Origin of the sequence: Polynucleobacter sp. MWH-Spelu-300-X4, assembly GCF_018687515.1 — a bacterium.
In the GTDB taxonomy this organism is placed as follows: domain Bacteria; phylum Pseudomonadota; class Gammaproteobacteria; order Burkholderiales; family Burkholderiaceae; genus Polynucleobacter.
Window position 1 is genome coordinate 554,606 of the sequence record NZ_CP061294.1, and the last position, 17,993, is coordinate 572,598.

Consider the following 17,993-nt stretch of genomic DNA (forward strand, 5'->3'; position numbering starts at 1 on the left):
CATAAAAAGGAAAGATCATGGCGGAAGAAAATTCTTGGGAGAGGCAGGCATTGGAGCATCTCTTATTGGAGAACTTAAAAGAGCAGCGTCGAGCACGTCGTTGGAAAACAGTGATGCGTGTTTTAACTTTAGTTGTTTTTGTTGCTTTAGCTATTAATTTATTTGATGTGAACTTAGGCGGCAAAGCTGCTCTAGGCAAGCACACGGCTTTGGTTGATTTGCAAGGTGAGATTGGTCCAGATTCTCGCGCTAGCGCAGAGACAATTAACAGTGCATTGAATGCCGCTTTCGAAAGTAATGAGAGTGTGGGGGTGGTTCTACGTATCAATAGCCCTGGCGGTTCTCCAGTTCAATCTGGAATTATCCATGATGAGATCTTGCGTTTGCGTGCCAAATATCCACAGAAACCGTTACATGTAGTGGTTGAGGAGATTTGCGCCTCAGGTGGTTATTACGTGGCTGTGGCTGCTGATCAAATCTATGTTGATAAAGCAAGTTTGGTGGGGTCTGTTGGTGTGATCATGAGTGGGTTTGGTGTGACGGGCTTGATGGATAAGTTGGGCGTTGAGCGCCGTTTAATTACTGCTGGGAAAAATAAAGCTTTATTAGACCCATTTACTAAAGAAGATAAAAAGCAAAAAGAGTTTGTGCAAGAGATGTTAGGTGAAGTGCACCAACAATTTATACAGGTGGTACGTGATGGTCGCGGTAAGCGTTTGAAAGAAACGCCTGATATGTTTTCTGGTTTAGTTTGGAATGGTGCACGCAGTATCGACTTGGGTTTGACGGATGCTTTGGGTACTGTTGATAGCGTGGCAAGAGATGTGTTTAAAGCGCCAGATGTTTACGATTACACCGTGAAAGAAAATTTTGCGGAGCGCGTAGCGAAGCGTTTTGGCGCGGCTATGGGCGATGGTGCCGCGAGGGTATTGATGCAAGGGGCGCAGATGCGCTAAACCTTTTTGCTAGCAAAATCTATTGGACAAAAATAATAGATAGCATCGCTGCATCGTCAGCTAGCATGACATTGATGGATACGGCCAATCTGTATAACAACGGCATCAAAGGTTCTACCGCATTACTGAGATCTTGTGCGATATCGGCGAGATAAGTCTTAATCAAATTAGGCCAGCAGTAAAAAAACAGCGGGTCGCTGATGAAGAGCTTGGAGAAGTCCAGGCTCTTTTTTTATGGCGGTTTGCCATGCGCCAACGGTTTGTGATTTCACCCATTCGCTAGGGAGGCTTAGGTCAGCCGCAACACACATGTGGGTATTGGTGTGAAGTGACTGCAACATGGTTTCAATCATGGCCGCATTTCTGTAAGGCGTTTCAATCCACAATTGTGTTTGATGTTTTTTCTTGGATTCTTGTTCTAGATATTTTAAGGATGCAATTTTTTCTGTTTGGTTGACAGGAAGATATCCGTGGAATGCGAAGCTTTGACCATTCATGCCTGAAGACATGAGTGCTAGTAGTAGCGAGCTTGGTCCCACCATGGCACGTACGGTAATGCCTAGTTGGTGCGCCGCTTTGACAACGTCAGAGCCTGGGTCGGCAATGGCTGGCAAACCCGCTTCTGACATTAAGCCCATGTCATGACCATCTAGTAGCGGTTGTAATAGTTTTTTAACGTCCGGTGTTTGATTTTTCTGTTGATGTTCTTTGGCTGGACCGCGCCACTCAGACATTTGCATTTCTTGTAGGGGGCAAATTAGTGGCGCGTGTGAATCAATTGCTTTGAGTAATGCGCGAGCAGTTTTGGCATTTTCAACAATCCAATAGCGTAACTGTGATGCTTGATGGATGGTGTCCTTAGGTAACACATGAGGGAGTTGAGTCTCGCGATGTTCATCGCCTAAGGTGTTGGGTATTAAGTAAAGAGTACCTGCCATGATTACCCTGGAATTTGGAAGCCGGCTTCTCGCAAGAGTGTGCACACAGCAATTAAAGGAAGCCCAATGAGAGCGGTGGGGTCGTCGCTATGCACTCGCTCTAGCAAACAAATGCCAAGCCCTTCGGATTTAGCGCTACCAGCACAGTCATAAGGAGTTTCCGCTAAAAGATACGCCTCTAAAACAGAGTCCTTCAAGGTTCTGAAGGTTACTTCAGTTATGACATTCAGGGTATTGGATTGTTCGCCTTTGGCTACACAGACAGCTGTATGAAATTTAACAGTTTCACCGCGTAATAACTGCAATTGAGCCATGGCGGTATCGTGGTCGCCAGGTTTACCCATGGCGGCACCATGAAGGTCGACCACTTGGTCCGATCCAATGACCCAAGCTTCAGGGTGGCTTTTGGCAATCGCTAAAGCTTTGGCCTTGGCTAGGCGTAAGGCGATTTGTTCTGGGGTTTCATTTTTAAGCGGCGCTTCATCAACTTCAGGGGAAATTGTTTGAAAATCAATACGTAAGCGTCCCAAAAGCTCTTTTCTGTATTTGGAGGTTGATGCCAAAATCAGGGGTTGAGGGGTTTTTTTAGATAAATTGTGACTAGGATGGACTGCGCTCATTTATGCTTTCGGTATGAATTCAAAAAATACAACACCCCACATTTTGCCGAACAATCCCAGTGATCTCCAATCTATTGATCTCAAATCAGGGTTGACCTTTGTTGGTCAAGGGGTGTTAGATTTATCTCACTTCCCTAGATTGTTGCAGGAAATCGCCCCTAATAGTGGTTTTGAGGCTTCTCAGGTGCATTGGGAGCTTGGCACGTGGTTTGAAGAGCGTTTAGGGTCAATTCCCATGCAATACATGCACTTACGCTTGGCCGTAGACTTGCCCTTAACCTGTCAGGCGTGTTTCCAGCCCTATTTGGAGTCGATTGACTCTGATCGGGATTACATCTTGTTTGATACGGAAATGGAGGCGGAGGAATGGGATTTTGATGAGGAAAATCAAGATGCTGAAGACGCTTTGGTGGCTAGTGAGACCTTCAATTTGCTTGAAACCATTGAGGAGGAGCTACTACTTTCCTTGCCGCTTTCTGCCAGACACCCCCAGGGCGAGTGTCGCCCAGAAAACCTTCAGAAAGTCGCTAAAGTCCTTAAATCAGGCGCTGATGAGATCAAAATTGAGAAGCCAAACCCCTTCGCTGTCCTGAAAAATCTGAAAAAACAATGAGTTTGTGCTAGAATTTCGGCTTCGTTTAGGAGTAAAAACATGGCTGTTCAGCAGAATAAAAAATCACCGTCAAAGCGTGGCATGCATAGAGCGCACGACTTTTTGTCAGCACCTTCATTGGCAGTTGAGCCAACAACAGGTGAGGCTCATTTACGTCACCACGTAAGCCCAAATGGCTATTACCGTGGTCGTAAAGTTGTTAAGACGAAGAACGATTAATTCCCTACAAGGAAAAGATAAAGCGGTACATTCAGTGACCGCTTTTTTCTTAAAGTAAGAATCTTAATGAGCGTCACGCTAGCAGTTGATGCAATGGGTGGAGACCACGGTCTAGTGGTCACAGTGCCCGCCAGCATAAATCTTCTGGTTCGATTACCAGATCTCAAAATAAGACTCGTCGGAAATGCCGAATTAATTAATAAGGCATTGGCTAAGGTATCTCCTGAAATTAAGGAGAGGATTACGGTCGTGCATGCTTCTGAAGTTGTGGAGATGGATGACCCGATTGAGGTTGCTTTGCGTAAGAAAAAAGATTCTTCTATGCGCGTGGCAATTGAGCAGGTTAAAGAAGGTTTGGCGGATGGCGCCGTTTCCGCGGGTAACACGGGCGCCTTAATGGCGATTTCTCGTTACATCTTGAAGACATTGGATGGTATTGATCGCCCAGCGATTGCTGCTGCCATGCCGAATCAATTCGGCCGCGGTACAACCGTGCTTGATTTAGGCGCCAACTCTGATTGCCAGGCGGTTCATTTGTTGCAATTTGCGCAGATGGGTGATGTGATGGCTCGTGCGGTGGACGGTATTAAGAACCCTACGATTGGCTTATTAAATATTGGCGAAGAGGTTATTAAAGGCAATGAAGTGGTGAAAGAAGCTGCTGAGTTGTTGCGCGCCAGTCATTTAAATTTCTACGGTAATGTAGAGGGCAATGATATTTTCAAAGGAACAACAGATATTGTTGTTTGTGATGGTTTTGTGGGAAATGTAGCGCTAAAGACCACGGAAGGTTTAGCGCAAATGATTTCTGGATTAATTAAAGAAGAATTCAGCCGTAACTGGTTATCTAAGTTAATGGCTTTAGCTGCGATGCCTGTTTTAATGCGTTTTAAGAAGCGCGTCGATCATCGCAATTACAACGGCGCCGTTTTGTTGGGTTTGCGTGGTTTGGTATTGAAGAGCCATGGCTCTGCAGATAGCAAAGCGTTTGTAACAGCTCTCACGCGAGCTTATGAGGGCGCTAAAAATAATATGGTAGGTAAGGTTGCTGAAGCCTTTAAGGTAACTCAAGCTGCCGCCCAAGAAGAAGGTCAAGGAAACGTATGACCCAGCAATACGCCAGAATTTTAGGAACAGGTAGTTACTTACCTGCCAACAAGGTCACTAATGCTGACATGACTGCTTTATTAGCTAAAGACGGTATTGAGACTAGTGATGAATGGATTTTTTCAAGGAGTGGGATTAGCGCGCGTCATTTTGCTGCTGATCATGAGTTAACCAGTGACTTGGCTTTACATGCTTCTCAAAAAGCGATTGAAGCTGCGGGTATACAAGCGAGTGATATTGATCTGATTATTTTGGCGACTTCAACGCCTGATAATTTAGGTGGTTTCCCAAGCACAGCCTGTGTATTGCAAGATAAATTGGGAATAACTAATGGCTGCGCTGCTTTTGATGTGCAAGCAGTTTGCTCAGGTTTTGCTTACTCTTTAGCGGTTGCGGATAACTTTATTCGCAGCGGTATGTATCAAAAAGTTTTAGTAGTAGGTGCGGAAACTTTCTCACGCATTTTGAACTTCAAAGATCGTGGCACATGTGTTCTATTTGGTGATGGTGCTGGTGCTGTTGTTTTAGGTGCGAGTGATGAGCCGGGCATTTTGGCGACAGCTATGCATGCCGATGGTAGTCATCGAGATATTTTATGTGTCCCAGGAAGAACTGATAACGGCGCCTTGCAGGGCTCCGCTTTCTTGGAGATGGATGGCCAAGCCGTTTTTAAATTGGCTGTAAAAGTTTTAGAGCAAGTGGCTAGTGAAGTTTTGGCAAAAGCTAATCTCACAGCTGCTGATATTGATTGGTTGATTCCTCATCAAGCAAATATCCGCATCATGGAAGGTACAGCTAAGAAATTAGGCGTGAGTCGCGATCATGTGGTGGTGACTGTTCAAGATCATGGCAATACATCAGCAGCTTCTATCCCGCTAGCTTTGGATACGGCTGTACGTGCCGGGCAAATTAAGCGTGGCCAGCATCTTTTAATGGAAGGTGTGGGTGGTGGATTTACTTGGGCGGCAGCACTCGTTAAATATTAAATAGAAAAATAATAGGAAAAACTTCATGAAATTTGCTTTTGTATTTCCAGGTCAAGGCTCGCAAGCGGTGGGCATGTTGAATGCTTGGGGTGATAACGCTGAAGTAAAGAGAACATTGGATGAAGCTTCTGAGGCATTGGGTGAAGATGTTGCTAAGTTAATTGCTGAAGGCCCTGCGGAGGCGCTTTCCTTAACAACTAATACACAGCCAGTTATGTTGACTGCTGGTGTAGCCTGTTACCGCGCATGGATTGCTGCAGGTGGTCCTGAGGCATCTGTTATGGCCGGTCATAGTTTGGGTGAATACGGCGCGTTAGTAGCTTCTGGCGTGACTGCATTTAAAGATGCGGTGCCTATGGTGCGTTTTCGTGCGCAAGCGATGCAAGATGCTGTACCTGTTGGTACGGGTGGCATGGCAGCCATTTTAGGTTTGGATGATGATGCCGTGCGTAAAGCTTGTGCTGATGCGCAAGCCGCTACTAATGAAGTGGTTGAAGCTGTCAACTTTAATGCGCCGGCTCAAGTGGTGATTGCGGGCTCTAAGGCTGGTGTGGAAAAAGCTTGCGAGTTGGCAAAGGCTGCTGGCGCTAAGCGTGCTTTACCTTTACCAGTATCGGCGCCTTTCCATTCATCATTATTAAAGCCAGCTTCAGAAAAGCTAGAGACTTATTTGGCTGATAAAACATTTAATGCTCCGCGCATTGATGTGATTAATAACGTTGATGTCAGCGTCTTGAAAGACCCAGCGAGCATAAAGAACGCATTGGTTAGGCAGGCCGCAGCTCCTGTGCGTTGGGTGGAAACCATTCAAGCTATGGCAGCGCAAGGTGTGACGCATGTGGTGGAGTGTGGGCCAGGTAAAGTTTTGGCTGGTATGACGAAACGAATTAATGGGGATCTAAATGGTTTAGCTGTTTATGATCCAGCAACATTGGCTGAAGTAATGGCCGTATTAAAAGCTTAAAAGTTTTAGGAGAGCTTGTGAGTACATTGACAGGACAAATTGCTTTAGTAACGGGCGCCTCAAGGGGTATTGGGCGTGCGATTGCCATGGAATTAGCTAAGCAGGGTGCCGTTGTAATTGGTACGGCAACTAGTGAGTCTGGCGCTAAAGATATTGACGTAGCATTAAAGCCAACTGGCGGTGCGGGTGCGGTATTGAACGTGAATGATCCAGCCGCTTGTGAGGCTTTGATTGATAGCATTGTTAAAGAGCGTGGCGCTTTAAATATTTTGGTGAATAACGCCGGTATTACTCAAGATAACTTGGCTATGCGTATGAAGGACGAGGAGTGGACCTCTGTTATCGACACCAATTTAAGTGCGGTTTTCCGTTTGGCTAGAGGTGTTTTGCGCCCAATGATGAAGGCTAAAGGTGGTCGTATCATTAATATTACTTCTGTGGTGGGTAGTAGCGGTAATCCAGGACAGGCGAACTATGCGGCAGCTAAAGCAGGTGTGGCTGGTATGACGCGTGCCTTGGCACGAGAGATCGGAAGCCGTAATATTACGGTTAACTGTGTAGCGCCTGGTTTTATTGATACGGATATGACTAAAGCGCTTTCAGAAGAACAACAAAATTCATTAAAAGTGAACATTCCCTTGCAACGTCTTGGAACTCCCGAAGATATCGCCAACGCGGTAGCCTTTTTGGCGTCTCCAGGGGCTAGTTACATCACTGGAACGACACTTCATGTGAACGGTGGACTTTATTTGAACTAAATTGGCCCAATAAGCTGATAAAATCTTTTCTCAACATTTTTACAACAACCCCTGGAGGGATTACATGGATAACATCGAACAACGCGTTAAGAAAATCGTAGCCGAGCAATTAGGCAAAGACGAAGCTGAAATTAAGAATGAATCTTCTTTCGTTAATGACTTGGGCGCAGATTCTCTAGACACAGTTGAGTTGGTCATGGCATTGGAAGATGAATTCGGCATCGAAATTCCTGATGAAGAAGCTGAAAAAATCACAACAGTGCAATTGGCTATCGATTTCGCCAAGTCCAAACAAGGCTAATTAGCTGTGAGCCAGTTGAAGGGACAGCGCCGGGTTGTTATTACCGGACTAGGCTTGGTATCACCTGTTGGTAATACCGTCGGTGACGCTTGGAATAATTTATTGGCTGGTCGCAGCGGTATTGCCACCATCACTAAATTTGATCATTCCAATCTTCCTGTGCACTTTGCCGGAGAGGTGAAGGGCTTCAATATCGAGGATTACATTCCTGCTAAAGAAGCTCGTCATATGGATACATTTATTCATTATGGTATCGCTGCCGGTATGCAGGCTTTCAAAGATTCTGGCTTAACAGTTACAGATGAGAATTCTGAAAGAGTTGGTGTTTTGGTTGGTTCCGGTATCGGTGGTTTACCGCTGATCGAGGAAACTCATACTGAATACACCAATCGTGGCGCGCGTCGTATTTCACCATTCTTTGTGCCTGGTTCGATCATTAATATGATCTCTGGACATTTGAGTATCAATCTCAATCTAAAAGGCCCTAACCTTGCTGCTGTGACAGCTTGTACAACAGGTTTGCATAGTTTAGGTTTGGCTGCTCGCTTAATTCAATATGGCGATGCAGATGTGATGATTGCTGGTGGTGCTGAATCAACTATTTCTCCATTGGGAGTAGGTGGTTTTGCTGCGGCACGTGCTTTATCAACACGTAATGATGATCCTGCTACAGCATCTAGACCATGGGATAAAGACCGTGATGGTTTTGTTCTTGGTGAGGGTTCTGGTGTCATGGTTTTGGAAGAGTATGAGCATGCAAAAGCTCGTGGCGCCAAGATCTATGCCGAGTTAGCAGGGTTTGGTATGAGTGGTGATGCTTATCACATGACTGCCCCTAATATGGATGGCCCACGTCGTTGCATGGTGAATGCATTAAAAGACGCCGGTGTTAACCCAGATCAGGTGCACTATGTGAATGCGCATGGCACTTCTACACCGTTGGGTGATAAGAATGAGACGGAAGCTCTTAAAGCTGCGTTAGGCGCTGCTGCTAAGGGTGTGGTTGTGAATTCAACCAAGTCTATGACTGGTCACCTACTAGGCGGTGCAGGTGGTTTGGAGTCTGTATTTACTGTGCTTGCTTTGCATCATCAAAAATCTCCACCAACCATCAATATTTTCAATCAAGATCCAGAGTGTGATTTAGATTATTGCGCTAATACGGCTCGAGATTTGAAAATTGAAGTGGCGGTTAAAAATAACTTTGGATTCGGCGGTACAAACGGCACGATTGTTTTCCGCAAAATCTAAATGTTGTGAATATGACTTAATAAAGGCCTCTGATGAGGCCTTTATTTTTTCTGAAACACTTGAAAAATGGCTGTAAAAAACCATATATTTGGCAGGTGTATCGGGCCTTAGGTAAATATTGGCTGAATGTTCTAAAGTATCGTTTATGAAGAAAAAAATAATCACTCTCCTACATCGTTCTGTTTTAGTTAGCCTTGCCTTGGGCGGGTATGTTTACGCTCAATCAACGGCCACGCCAACACCATCAACAGCATCGCCAATAACATCTGCAGCACCAGCGGCGCCTATGGTGACAAGAGGTTATCCGGATTTTGCTGATTTGGTGGAAAAAGCGAGCCCAGCAGTTGTTAATATCAGAACGACTGAAAAAGTGGTGGTACGCCAAGCTCAACAAGGATTCCCAGGTCTTCCAGGTTTGGATGATGATCAAGCGGAGTTTTTTAGAAGATTCTTTGGTTTGCCGGCCCCTAACTCCAAGCAGCAACCGGCACCTAATAAAAAAGCTCCTCAAGAAGAGCTAAATCGGGGTGTTGGTTCTGGTTTCATTATTGAGAGCAGTGGTTACATTTTGACAAACGCGCACGTCGTGGATGGTGCCGATACCATTTATGTCACTTTGACTGATAAGCGCGAATTTAAAGCCAAACTGATTGGCGCGGATAAGCGCACTGATGTGGCTTTGGTCAAAATTGAAGCAACCGGATTGCCACGTTTAACGGTGGGCGATTCTTCTCGTGTGCGTGTGGGGGAGTGGGTGTTGGCTATTGGTTCACCATTTGGTTTAGAAAATACGGTGACTGCTGGTATTGTTTCAGCTAAAAGTCGTGATACAGGCGATTATTTGCCATTTATTCAGACAGATGTGGCTGTAAACCCAGGTAACTCAGGTGGACCATTAATCAATACACGTGGTGAAGTTATCGGCATTAATTCCCAAATCTTCTCTAGGTCTGGCGGTTACATGGGTATTTCATTCGCTATTCCGATGGATGAGGCGATGCGTGTATCCAATCAATTAAAGGCGAGCGGTAAGGTGAGCCGCGGTCGCATTGGTGTTGCGATTGCCGAGGTAAGCAAAGAGTTGGCTGAAAGTTTGGGTTTGAGTAAAGCTAGAGGCGCTTTGGTTCGTAATGTGGAGTCGGGCGCTCCCGCTGAAAAAGCTGGCTTGGAAGCTGGTGATGTCATCTTGACTTTCAATGATCGTGCGATTGATAAATCATCTGATTTGCCTCGTATTGTCGGTGATACACGTCCTGGCACGAAAGCGCCTATTCAAGTGTGGCGCAAAGGCGCTCAAAAAGATTTGATGATCACGGTCGTTGATTTAGAACCAAGTGAAAAAACAGCCGCGAAGAAAACAGATGCTGATAGCGGTAGTGCTGCTAGCAATAGTTTTGGTGTGACTGTGGCTGATATCGGAGACGCTAAGCGCCGCGAACTAGCTATTAAGGCTGGCGTGGAAATCCAAAGTTTGGGTGATGGTCCTCTTGCGCGTGTAGGTGCGCGCATAGGTGATGTGATTGTTCGTGTGGGTGATGTGGATATTACAAATGCGAAACAATTCGAAGCGACGATTAAGGCAATCCCAAAAAATAAAGCAGTCGCTGTTTTCTTGCGCAGAAACGATACAACTTTGGTTGTGCCCGTTAAGCCAGCATCATAATTTGGCCAAAAAGCCATCAATATTCAGTAAAAAAATGAAGTCGTAGGAAATGGGGGAGAAATCTCCCATTCCGTCTACAATAGAGGAAAGAGGCGTCTTATTGCAGTGCAATATGGTGTTGCATTGTGGCAAGCCGTTTTAAGGAATTCATGGATCACATACGTAATTTTTCTATTATTGCCCATATCGACCACGGAAAGTCGACATTGGCAGACCGAATCATCCAGCTTTGTGGCGGTCTTTCAGACCGCGAAATGGAAGCGCAAGTCCTTGATTCTATGGACATTGAGAAAGAGCGGGGCATTACGATTAAGGCCCAAACGGCTGCTCTGAACTACAAAGCACGCGATGGCAAGATTTATAACCTTAACCTGATTGATACCCCAGGGCACGTCGACTTCTCTTATGAAGTTAGCCGTTCTTTATCTGCTTGTGAGGGGGCTTTATTGGTGGTGGACGCCAGCCAAGGTGTTGAGGCTCAAACCGTGGCCAATTGCTATACAGCCATTGAGTTAGGTGTTGAAGTAGTGCCTGTTCTGAACAAAATCGATTTACCTCAAGCAGATCCTGATCGAGCTAAGCAAGAGATTGAAGACGTCATTGGTATTGATGCCACTGACGCAGTTGCTTGTTCAGCTAAAACGGGTATGGGCGTTCAAGACGTTTTAGAGGACTTAATTAAAAAAGTTCCGCCACCTAAGGGTGATGCAAGTGCGCCATTGCAAGCATTGATTGTTGACTCATGGTTTGACAACTATGTGGGTGTGGTGATGTTGGTGCGTGTGATTAATGGCACCTTAAAACCAAAAGAAAAAGTTTTATTAATGGCCTCCGGCACGCAGCATTTAGTTGAGCATGTGGGTGTGTTTACGCCGAAGTCGATTGATCGATCAGAACTATCTGCTGGGCAAGTAGGTTTTGTGATTGCGGGTATTAAAGAATTAAAAGCCGCCAAAGTAGGTGATACGGTTACGCATGCGCCAGGTCAGCAGAACAAGACGCCATCCAGTGAACCGTTGCCGGGCTTTAAAGAAGTACAGCCACAGGTGTTTGCCGGTTTGTATCCTGTGGAATCTAATCAATACGATGCCTTGCGAGAGTCTTTAGAAAAGCTCAAATTAAACGATGCTGCCTTGATGTATGAGCCTGAGGTATCTCAAGCCTTAGGTTTTGGTTTCCGCTGCGGTTTCTTGGGTTTGTTGCACATGGAAATTGTGCAGGAGCGTCTAGAGCGTGAATTCGATATGGAGTTGATTACAACAGCTCCAACCGTGGTCTACGAGGTTGAATTAAAAGACGGCTCAAAGATTGTGGTGGATAACCCATCCAAAATGCCTGACCCAAGCCGTATTGAAATGATTATGGAGCCGATTGTGGTCGTGAATTTATTCATGCCGCAAGAATATGTTGGTTCAGTCATTACTTTGTGTACTGGCAAGCGCGGTATTCAGATGGATATGCAGTACGTTGGCAGACAGGTGAAGTTAACCTATGAAATGCCTATGGCTGAAATTGTTTTGGATTTCTTTGATCGTTTGAAATCAATTTCTCGAGGCTATGCTTCGATGGATTATGAGTTCAAGGAATATCGAGCCTCTGATGTTGTGAAGGTTGATATTTTGATCAATAGTGAAAAAGTGGATGCTCTATCCATCATTGTTCACCGTAGTAATAGCCAGTATCGTGGCCGTGAAGTGGTGGCTAAGATGCGCGAGATTATTCCCCGCCAAATGTTCGATGTGGCGATTCAGGCGGCAATTGGAAGTGGCATCATTGCTCGTGAAAACGTCAAAGCTCTGCGTAAAAACGTTTTGGCCAAATGTTACGGTGGCGATATCACGCGTAAGAAAAAGCTTTTAGAGAAGCAAAAAGAGGGTAAGCGCCGCATGAAGCAAGTGGGTAGCGTTGAGATTCCGCAAGAAGCCTTCTTGGCAATTTTGCAGGTGGAGGATAAGTAATGAATTTCGCTTTAATTCTATTCATTCTGCTTGTTGTAACTGGGGTTGCTTGGGTTGCTGATAAATTATTTTTCGCGCCTAAAAGAAGGTTAGCTGGTATTGATCGCATGCCTTTATGGCTTGAATACACGGCTAGTTTTTTCCCGGTTATTTGCGCTGTCTTCTTCCTACGTTCTTTTTTGTTTGAGCCATTTAAGATCCCATCGGGTTCTATGATCCCATCCTTGATGATTGGAGATTTTATTTTGGTGAATAAATACACCTACGGTATTCGTTTGCCTGTAATCAATAAAAAAATCATAGATATCAATTCACCTAAGCATGGTGACGTAGTTGTTTTCCGTTATCCGCAAGATGAATCTGTAGATTACATTAAACGTGTGGTGGGTTTGCCTGGGGATATGGTTTCTTATCAGGATAAGCGCTTGACTGTGAATGGGCAGCCATTTGATTACCAAGCGCAACCTGATTATTTGGATCCAGAAGGCATGAATTACGCCAAGTTATATCGCGAAACTTATCCTAAAGAGTTGGGCGGGTATGCGCATAATATTTTGAATCATCCAGAACGCTCTGGTGGTATTTATACGCAAGATCGTTTTCCGTTTTTTGAAAATTGTCACTACAGCTCTGCTGGTGTGACTTGTAAAGTACCTCCAGGCCATTATTTTGTGATGGGGGATAACCGGGATAACTCTGCTGACTCAAGATACTGGGGTTTTGTTCCAGAAGGTAATTTGGTCGGTAAGGCGTTTTTTGTTTGGATGAACTTAACTGATTTAAAACGTATTGGACGATTTGAGTGAATAAGCCAGCTAAATCAGATATGACATCAAAATTGTCTGTCGATATCAAGTTGCTTCAAGAGCGCTTGGGCTATACATTTCAAAAAACAGAGTTACTCCAACAGGCGTTAACTCATCGCAGTCATAGTAAAAAAAATAATGAGCGCCTAGAATTTCTAGGGGACTCTGTATTAAATTGCACGGTTGCAGAAATGCTCTATGAGCGTTACAGCGATTTGGATGAAGGTGATCTATCTCGTGTACGCGCCAATTTAGTGAAGCAACAAGCCCTTTATGAGATCGCACAAGCTTTGCAGCTTTCGGATTGTTTGCGTTTGGGTGAGGGGGAGCTTAAGAGCGGTGGGTTTAAGCGACCATCTATCTTGGCTGATACTTTCGAAGCAATTGTCGGCGCTATTTTCTTGGATTCTGGGTTTGATGCCTCAAGAAAAGTTTTACGTAAATGGTACTCTCAAATTTTGGAACATGTTGATCCAAGAACTTTGGGTAAAGACGATAAAACCTTATTGCAAGAGTATTTACAGGGGCACCAGTTGCCTTTGCCGATTTATAACGTTGTGGCGACCACAGGTGTAGCGCATAACCAACAATTTGAAGTGGAGTGCTCCATCCCAAGTTTGACTATCACTGTGAATGGGCAGGGTAATTCACGACGAGCTGCTGAGCAATCGGCGGCTAAATTGGCTTTAGAAGCTGCGCATAAAGCAGTTTCTCAAACTGGTAGAAAGCCTAAAAAGACAAAAGCTACCAAGAAAAAAGCATCTGTAGTGACGCCGACTAATCCAAATGATGATCAACTGAACTTGAAGTTAAAGTCAGCGGAATAAGAGAGATATTTGATATGACATTTCGTTGTGGAACTGTTGCTTTAGTAGGTCGTCCCAATGTGGGGAAGTCAACGCTTCTTAATGCCTTGGTGGGCCAAAAAGTTAGCATCACATCTCGCAAAGCGCAGACGACTCGCCATCGTATTTTGGGGGTGCAGACAACCGATACTGCGCAATTTATTTTGGTAGATACGCCAGGTTTTCAGACTAAATATAGCAATGCGATGAATAAGATGATGAATCGCACAGTTAAAACGACGATGGCTGATGTGGATGTGATTTGCTTCGTAGTTGAATCGGGTTACTGGAGTAAGGCTGATCAAGAGGTGTTGGAGCTATTGCCAAAAGATGTGCCTGTGGTGTTGTTGGCAAATAAATTAGATGTATTTGCTTCTCGTGCTGATGCGCCTGAAGATAGAGATCAAAAATTATTTACCTTCATGCGTGAAATGAGTGAGAAATTTGATTTCTCTGAAATTATTCCCATGACAGCAAAGAGTCAAGATGATGTGAAGCGTCTTTTGACTTTCTTGGAGCCGTATTTGCCAGAGCAAGAAGCAATTTATGACTCCGAGATGTTGACGGATCGTAGCGAAAAATTTTTGGCTGCGGAAATTCTTCGTGAAAAAGTGTTCCGTTATACAGGTGATGAATTACCATATTCAAGCGCGGTCATCATTGAGCAATTTAAGATGGATGGCAAGATGCGCCGTATCGCCGCCACAATTCTTGTGGATCGAGAAAGCCATAAAGCGATGGTGATTGGTGAGAAGGGCGCTAAGTTAAAGCGCATTTCAACTGAAGCGCGCCAAGATATGGAAAAACTTTTTGATGGCAAAGTGTTTCTTGAGACTTGGGTCAAGGTTAAGAGCGGTTGGGCTGATGACCGCGTTATTTTGCGTGAGCAAGGGTTGGAGTAATACAAGACATCATGGCGACCCGTGTTTCCGACGAGCCAGCCTTTGTGCTCCACAGCATTCCTTATAAAGAAACCAGTTTAATTTTGGACGTGTTCACACGTTCTTATGGACGTATGGCTTTGATTGCCAAGGGGGCTAAGCGACCACACTCCGTTCTAAGACCTGTTTTACAAAGATTTCAGCCATTAGCAGTTTCTTGGAGTGGTAAGAGCGAACTGAGAACCATGACTAAGGCCGAATGGTTGGGTGGTGTGCCGCCGTTGGTAGGGGATGCATTGCTTTGCGGTTTTTATTTAAATGAGTTGTTGGTTAAATTTACTGCTAGAGAAGACTCGCATGAGGATCTTTATGATGAGTATGCGGCTACTGTTCATCAATTAGGCCAAGACCCCAAAGAGTTGGAGCCTATCTTGCGACCATTTGAGTTGGCTTTATTAAAGGAAACAGGTTTTGCTGCTGCATTGGACCGTTGTGCTGATACCAATCAGTCTCCGGAGGAAGATGAGCATTATGTTTATCAACCAGAGCGGGGTCTTAGAAAATTGCAGGCAGATGATCCGGGGCATTGGCCGGTGATGACCGGTAAACATTTAAGCCTCATGAGCGCCAAAGATTATTCTGACCCGGAAACCTTGAGTCAAAGTAAAACTTTGATTCGATTTTTATTGGGTTTACATTTACAAGATCAGGCGATGACAACTCGTCAAATCCTCATTGATCTTAAAAAAATATAATTGCCAATAACTATAAATAACTACACATAACTATTCATCATGTCACTCCAGCCCAAAAATATTATCGATCTAGGTATCAATATTGACCATGTGGCAACGCTGAGAAACGCACGTGGTACGGTTTATCCAGATCCTATTAAGGCAGCTGAGCTAGCGGAAATTTATGGTGCAGATTTAATTACCTTGCATTTGCGTGAAGATCGTCGCCATATTAAAGATGATGATTTGATTCGTATGCGCCCTTTAATTAAGACACGTATGAACTTGGAGTGTGCTGTTACTCAAGAGATGATCGATATTGCTTGTCAAGTAAAACCCCATGATGTTTGTTTAGTGCCTGAGAAGCGGCAGGAAGTTACCACGGAAGGTGGTTTAGATGTCATTGGTCATTTTGAAGTAATAAAAAAAGCTGTTTCTCAATTAATTCACCACGGCATAACGGTGTCTATCTTTATTGACCCAGATGAGGCTCAGATTGCAAAAGCTGGCGAAACTGGCGCACAAGTTATTGAGTTGCACACCGGTAAATATGCTGATACATCAGGCAAAGAAAAGCAGCAAGAGTTGGTACGTATTCAGCAAGCTGCGCGATATGGCAAAAGTATTGGCTTGAAAGTTAATGCTGGTCATGGTTTACATGAGGGTAATGTGGCGCCTATTGCGAGCATTTTAGAAATTGCTGAATTAAATATTGGTCATGCGATTGTTGCAGAAGCTCTATTTAAGGGGTGGCAGTCTGCTATACAAGACATGAGGGCTCTGATGTTGGAAGCTCGACAGCAGGCTTTAAAAAACGCGAATAATTAACCTCATAGAGATCAAGATGATTGCTGGCATTGGTACCGACATACTCAAGATAGATCGCTTAAAAGCGAGTTACGCGCGTACAAATGGTCGCCTTGCTGAAAGAATCTTGGGTGTGGACGAAATGAAGGTCTTTCAGGCTCGTCTGGCCAGAAATGAATCAAGAGGAATGGCCTATTTGGCAACACGTTTTGCCGCTAAAGAGGCGTTTTCTAAGGCAATTGGTCTAGGTATGAGAATGCCGATGAGTTGGCGAGCTATGCAAACCTTAAACGACCCTAGTGGTAAGCCGGTGGTGAAGTGTTCTGGTAAGTTACAGACATTTATGGAAGAAAAGAAATTTTTTGCTCAAGTGAGCATCAGTGATGAAGTGGATATGGCCATTGCTTTTGTTGTGGTGACTTATGGCACCCCAGTAGTGAGTGGTGTATTAGATATTAAAGATATGGGTAATTAAAAATGACCAAATTAAATCAATCAAAAAAATCTAAAGAAAAAGATAAATTCCTTGCGGGACCTATTGTTCTTGATGTGGTGGGGAAGACTTTAGATAAGGATGACGTAAGACGTATTGCTCACCCTAAAACTGGCGGTGTGATTTTATTTGGGCGTAATTACCAAGATAGAAAACAGCTAACGGCATTAACCAAAGCCATCAAAGCAGTCCGATCAGATGTCATGATTAGTATTGATCATGAAGGTGGGCGTGTGCAGCGTTGCAGAACAGATGGTTTTACGCATCTGCCCGCCATGAAGCGTTTGGGAGATATTTGGAGTAACCATGGGAAGAGACCAGATGCTTCGCATGCCATTACAGCTATGGATGCTGCAACAGCGGTTGGTTTTATTTTGGCTTCTGAATTAAGAGCTTGTGGCGTTGATTTTAGTTTTACGCCTGTATTAGATTTGGATTTTGGAAGAAGTGCTGTCATTGGGGATCGTTCTTTCCATAGAGACCCTCAAATCGCTTATGCACTTGCTAAAAGTTTGAATCATGGCTTGCTTTTGGCTGGGATGGCTAATTGCGGCAAACACTTCCCTGGGCACGGTTGGGCCGAAGCTGATTCTCATGTCGCTATTCCCGTGGATGAAAGGCCTCTGAAATCTATTTTGAATGATGATGCGCAACCATACCAGTGGTTAGGGTTGGGTTTGGCATCTGTTATGCCGGCCCATGTAATTTATTCGAAGGTTGATAAAAATCCAGCTGGTTTTTCAAAGATCTGGTTGCAAGATATTTTGCGTAAGCAAATGAAATTCACGGGTGTGATTTTTAGTGATGACTTGTCGATGGAAGGTGCGTCTGTTGCTGGTAGCGTCGTAAAGGGTGCGGAGATGGCTTTGAAGGCTGGTTGCGATCAGGTGTTGATTTGTAATCGCCCCGATTTGGCTGATGAGTTATTAAAGCATCTTAAATACGATGAAAAAGCTTTTAAAACATCGCGAGCTAGATTGGAAAAATTAATGCCAAGCTCTCGAGCGATGGCTTGGCATGATCTTCAAGAAAGCCCTGATTATCAAAAAGCGAAGCAGCAATTAAAACAATTAGGCTTGATTGCGGCCTAAAT

At 44.5% G+C, this 17,993-nt stretch carries 20 protein-coding genes; 18 read left to right on the forward strand and 2 right to left on the reverse strand.

Features of this window, described 5'->3' with window-relative positions:
• Positions 1-17: 17 nt before the first annotated feature.
• A complete protein-coding gene (locus ICV01_RS02850; RefSeq protein ID WP_215288419.1) occupies positions 18-956 on the forward strand; it encodes a S49 family peptidase in 939 nt (312 codons plus the stop codon).
• A gap of 167 nt (positions 957-1,123) precedes the next feature.
• On the opposite strand, the gene ICV01_RS02855 is transcribed toward ICV01_RS02850, so the two are convergent.
• Positions 1,124-1,894, reverse strand: a complete 771-nt coding sequence (locus ICV01_RS02855) for an SAM-dependent methyltransferase (protein WP_215288422.1) — start codon at positions 1,892-1,894, stop codon at positions 1,124-1,126.
• A 2-nt stretch (positions 1,895-1,896) separates the two neighbouring features.
• Entirely contained in the window at positions 1,897-2,514 is a 618-nt protein-coding gene (locus tag ICV01_RS02860) for a Maf family nucleotide pyrophosphatase (protein WP_215288424.1), read from the reverse strand.
• Between the two features lie 13 nt (positions 2,515-2,527).
• Between ICV01_RS02860 and ICV01_RS02865 the strand changes: the two genes are divergently transcribed.
• The 17 genes from ICV01_RS02865 (at position 2,528) to nagZ (ending at position 17,991) form a co-directional block, all read left to right on the forward strand.
• Complete coding sequence (locus ICV01_RS02865; RefSeq protein WP_215288426.1) at positions 2,528-3,127, forward strand: YceD family protein; 600 nt, start codon at positions 2,528-2,530, stop codon at positions 3,125-3,127.
• A gap of 39 nt (positions 3,128-3,166) precedes the next feature.
• Entirely contained in the window at positions 3,167-3,346 is a 180-nt protein-coding gene (gene rpmF, locus ICV01_RS02870) for a 50S ribosomal protein L32 (protein ID WP_215288431.1), read from the forward strand.
• A 66-nt stretch (positions 3,347-3,412) separates the two neighbouring features.
• A complete protein-coding gene (gene plsX / locus ICV01_RS02875) occupies positions 3,413-4,453 on the forward strand; it encodes a phosphate acyltransferase PlsX (RefSeq protein ID WP_215288437.1) in 1,041 nt (346 codons plus the stop codon).
• Complete coding sequence (locus ICV01_RS02880; protein WP_215288439.1) at positions 4,450-5,439, forward strand: beta-ketoacyl-ACP synthase III; 990 nt, start codon at positions 4,450-4,452, stop codon at positions 5,437-5,439. The genes plsX and ICV01_RS02880 overlap by 4 nt, the downstream gene beginning before the upstream one ends.
• A 25-nt stretch (positions 5,440-5,464) precedes the next feature.
• Positions 5,465-6,403 (forward strand): ACP S-malonyltransferase, encoded by a 939-nt coding sequence (gene fabD, locus ICV01_RS02885; protein WP_215288441.1) that lies wholly within the window; start codon positions 5,465-5,467, stop codon positions 6,401-6,403.
• 17 nt (positions 6,404-6,420) lie between these two features.
• Positions 6,421-7,161, forward strand: coding sequence for a 3-oxoacyl-ACP reductase FabG (gene fabG, locus ICV01_RS02890; RefSeq protein WP_215288443.1), 741 nt, complete (start codon positions 6,421-6,423; stop codon positions 7,159-7,161).
• A gap of 64 nt (positions 7,162-7,225) precedes the next feature.
• Positions 7,226-7,462, forward strand: a complete 237-nt coding sequence (acpP, locus tag ICV01_RS02895) for an acyl carrier protein (RefSeq protein ID WP_089515466.1) — start codon at positions 7,226-7,228, stop codon at positions 7,460-7,462.
• A 15-nt stretch (positions 7,463-7,477) separates the two neighbouring features.
• Complete coding sequence (gene fabF / locus ICV01_RS02900; protein ID WP_371817474.1) at positions 7,478-8,713, forward strand: beta-ketoacyl-ACP synthase II; 1,236 nt, start codon at positions 7,478-7,480, stop codon at positions 8,711-8,713.
• A 286-nt stretch (positions 8,714-8,999) separates the two neighbouring features.
• Positions 9,000-10,376: a DegQ family serine endoprotease gene (locus ICV01_RS02905; RefSeq protein ID WP_251369402.1), complete on the forward strand. Its 1,377-nt coding sequence runs from the start codon at positions 9,000-9,002 to the stop codon at positions 10,374-10,376.
• A gap of 149 nt (positions 10,377-10,525) precedes the next feature.
• Entirely contained in the window at positions 10,526-12,334 is a 1,809-nt protein-coding gene (gene lepA, locus ICV01_RS02910; protein WP_215288453.1) for a translation elongation factor 4, read from the forward strand.
• Positions 12,334-13,140: a signal peptidase I gene (gene lepB, locus ICV01_RS02915; protein ID WP_215288454.1), complete on the forward strand. Its 807-nt coding sequence runs from the start codon at positions 12,334-12,336 to the stop codon at positions 13,138-13,140. The genes lepA and lepB overlap by 1 nt, the downstream gene beginning before the upstream one ends.
• Before the next feature lie 20 nt (positions 13,141-13,160).
• Positions 13,161-13,967, forward strand: a complete 807-nt coding sequence (rnc, locus tag ICV01_RS02920) for a ribonuclease III (RefSeq protein ID WP_215289094.1) — start codon at positions 13,161-13,163, stop codon at positions 13,965-13,967.
• A 14-nt stretch (positions 13,968-13,981) separates the two neighbouring features.
• Positions 13,982-14,887, forward strand: a complete 906-nt coding sequence (gene era, locus ICV01_RS02925; protein WP_215288456.1) for a GTPase Era — start codon at positions 13,982-13,984, stop codon at positions 14,885-14,887.
• Between the two features lie 11 nt (positions 14,888-14,898).
• Positions 14,899-15,621, forward strand: coding sequence for a DNA repair protein RecO (gene recO, locus ICV01_RS02930; RefSeq protein WP_371817468.1), 723 nt, complete (start codon positions 14,899-14,901; stop codon positions 15,619-15,621).
• Positions 15,622-15,660: 39 nt separating this feature from the next.
• Positions 15,661-16,428, forward strand: coding sequence for a pyridoxine 5'-phosphate synthase (gene pdxJ, locus ICV01_RS02935; RefSeq protein WP_215288458.1), 768 nt, complete (start codon positions 15,661-15,663; stop codon positions 16,426-16,428).
• A 16-nt stretch (positions 16,429-16,444) separates the two neighbouring features.
• Positions 16,445-16,882 carry a holo-ACP synthase gene (acpS, locus tag ICV01_RS02940; RefSeq protein ID WP_215288460.1) on the forward strand — a complete coding sequence of 146 codons (438 nt, stop codon included), beginning with the start codon at positions 16,445-16,447 and terminating at the stop codon, positions 16,880-16,882.
• 2 nt (positions 16,883-16,884) lie between these two features.
• Positions 16,885-17,991, forward strand: coding sequence for a beta-N-acetylhexosaminidase (nagZ, locus tag ICV01_RS02945; RefSeq protein WP_215288462.1), 1,107 nt, complete (start codon positions 16,885-16,887; stop codon positions 17,989-17,991).
• Positions 17,992-17,993: the final 2 nt, after the last annotated feature.

Bases quoted from the DNA above. Each gene is read 5' to 3' on its own strand.
- lepA (WP_215288453.1), top strand. From the start codon at position 10,526: ATGGATCACATACGTAATTTTTCTATTATTGCCCATATCGACCACGGA.
- pdxJ (WP_215288458.1), top strand. From the start codon at position 15,661: ATGTCACTCCAGCCCAAAAATATTATCGATCTAGGTATCAATATTGAC.
- ICV01_RS02850 (WP_215288419.1), top strand. From the start codon at position 18: ATGGCGGAAGAAAATTCTTGGGAGAGGCAGGCATTGGAGCATCTCTTA.
- ICV01_RS02905 (WP_251369402.1), top strand. From the start codon at position 9,000: ATGGTGACAAGAGGTTATCCGGATTTTGCTGATTTGGTGGAAAAAGCG.
- lepB (WP_215288454.1), top strand. From the start codon at position 12,334: ATGAATTTCGCTTTAATTCTATTCATTCTGCTTGTTGTAACTGGGGTT.
- ICV01_RS02865 (WP_215288426.1), top strand. From the start codon at position 2,528: ATGAATTCAAAAAATACAACACCCCACATTTTGCCGAACAATCCCAGT.
- nagZ (WP_215288462.1), top strand. From the start codon at position 16,885: ATGACCAAATTAAATCAATCAAAAAAATCTAAAGAAAAAGATAAATTC.
- recO (WP_371817468.1), top strand. From the start codon at position 14,899: ATGGCGACCCGTGTTTCCGACGAGCCAGCCTTTGTGCTCCACAGCATT.
- rnc (WP_215289094.1), top strand. From the start codon at position 13,161: ATGACATCAAAATTGTCTGTCGATATCAAGTTGCTTCAAGAGCGCTTG.
- ICV01_RS02855 (WP_215288422.1), bottom strand. From the start codon at position 1,894: ATGGCAGGTACTCTTTACTTAATACCCAACACCTTAGGCGATGAACAT.
- era (WP_215288456.1), top strand. From the start codon at position 13,982: ATGACATTTCGTTGTGGAACTGTTGCTTTAGTAGGTCGTCCCAATGTG.
- plsX (WP_215288437.1), top strand. From the start codon at position 3,413: ATGAGCGTCACGCTAGCAGTTGATGCAATGGGTGGAGACCACGGTCTA.
- ICV01_RS02860 (WP_215288424.1), bottom strand. From the start codon at position 2,514: ATGAGCGCAGTCCATCCTAGTCACAATTTATCTAAAAAAACCCCTCAA.
- acpP (WP_089515466.1), top strand. From the start codon at position 7,226: ATGGATAACATCGAACAACGCGTTAAGAAAATCGTAGCCGAGCAATTA.
- acpS (WP_215288460.1), top strand. From the start codon at position 16,445: ATGATTGCTGGCATTGGTACCGACATACTCAAGATAGATCGCTTAAAA.
- fabD (WP_215288441.1), top strand. From the start codon at position 5,465: ATGAAATTTGCTTTTGTATTTCCAGGTCAAGGCTCGCAAGCGGTGGGC.
- ICV01_RS02880 (WP_215288439.1), top strand. From the start codon at position 4,450: ATGACCCAGCAATACGCCAGAATTTTAGGAACAGGTAGTTACTTACCT.
- rpmF (WP_215288431.1), top strand. From the start codon at position 3,167: ATGGCTGTTCAGCAGAATAAAAAATCACCGTCAAAGCGTGGCATGCAT.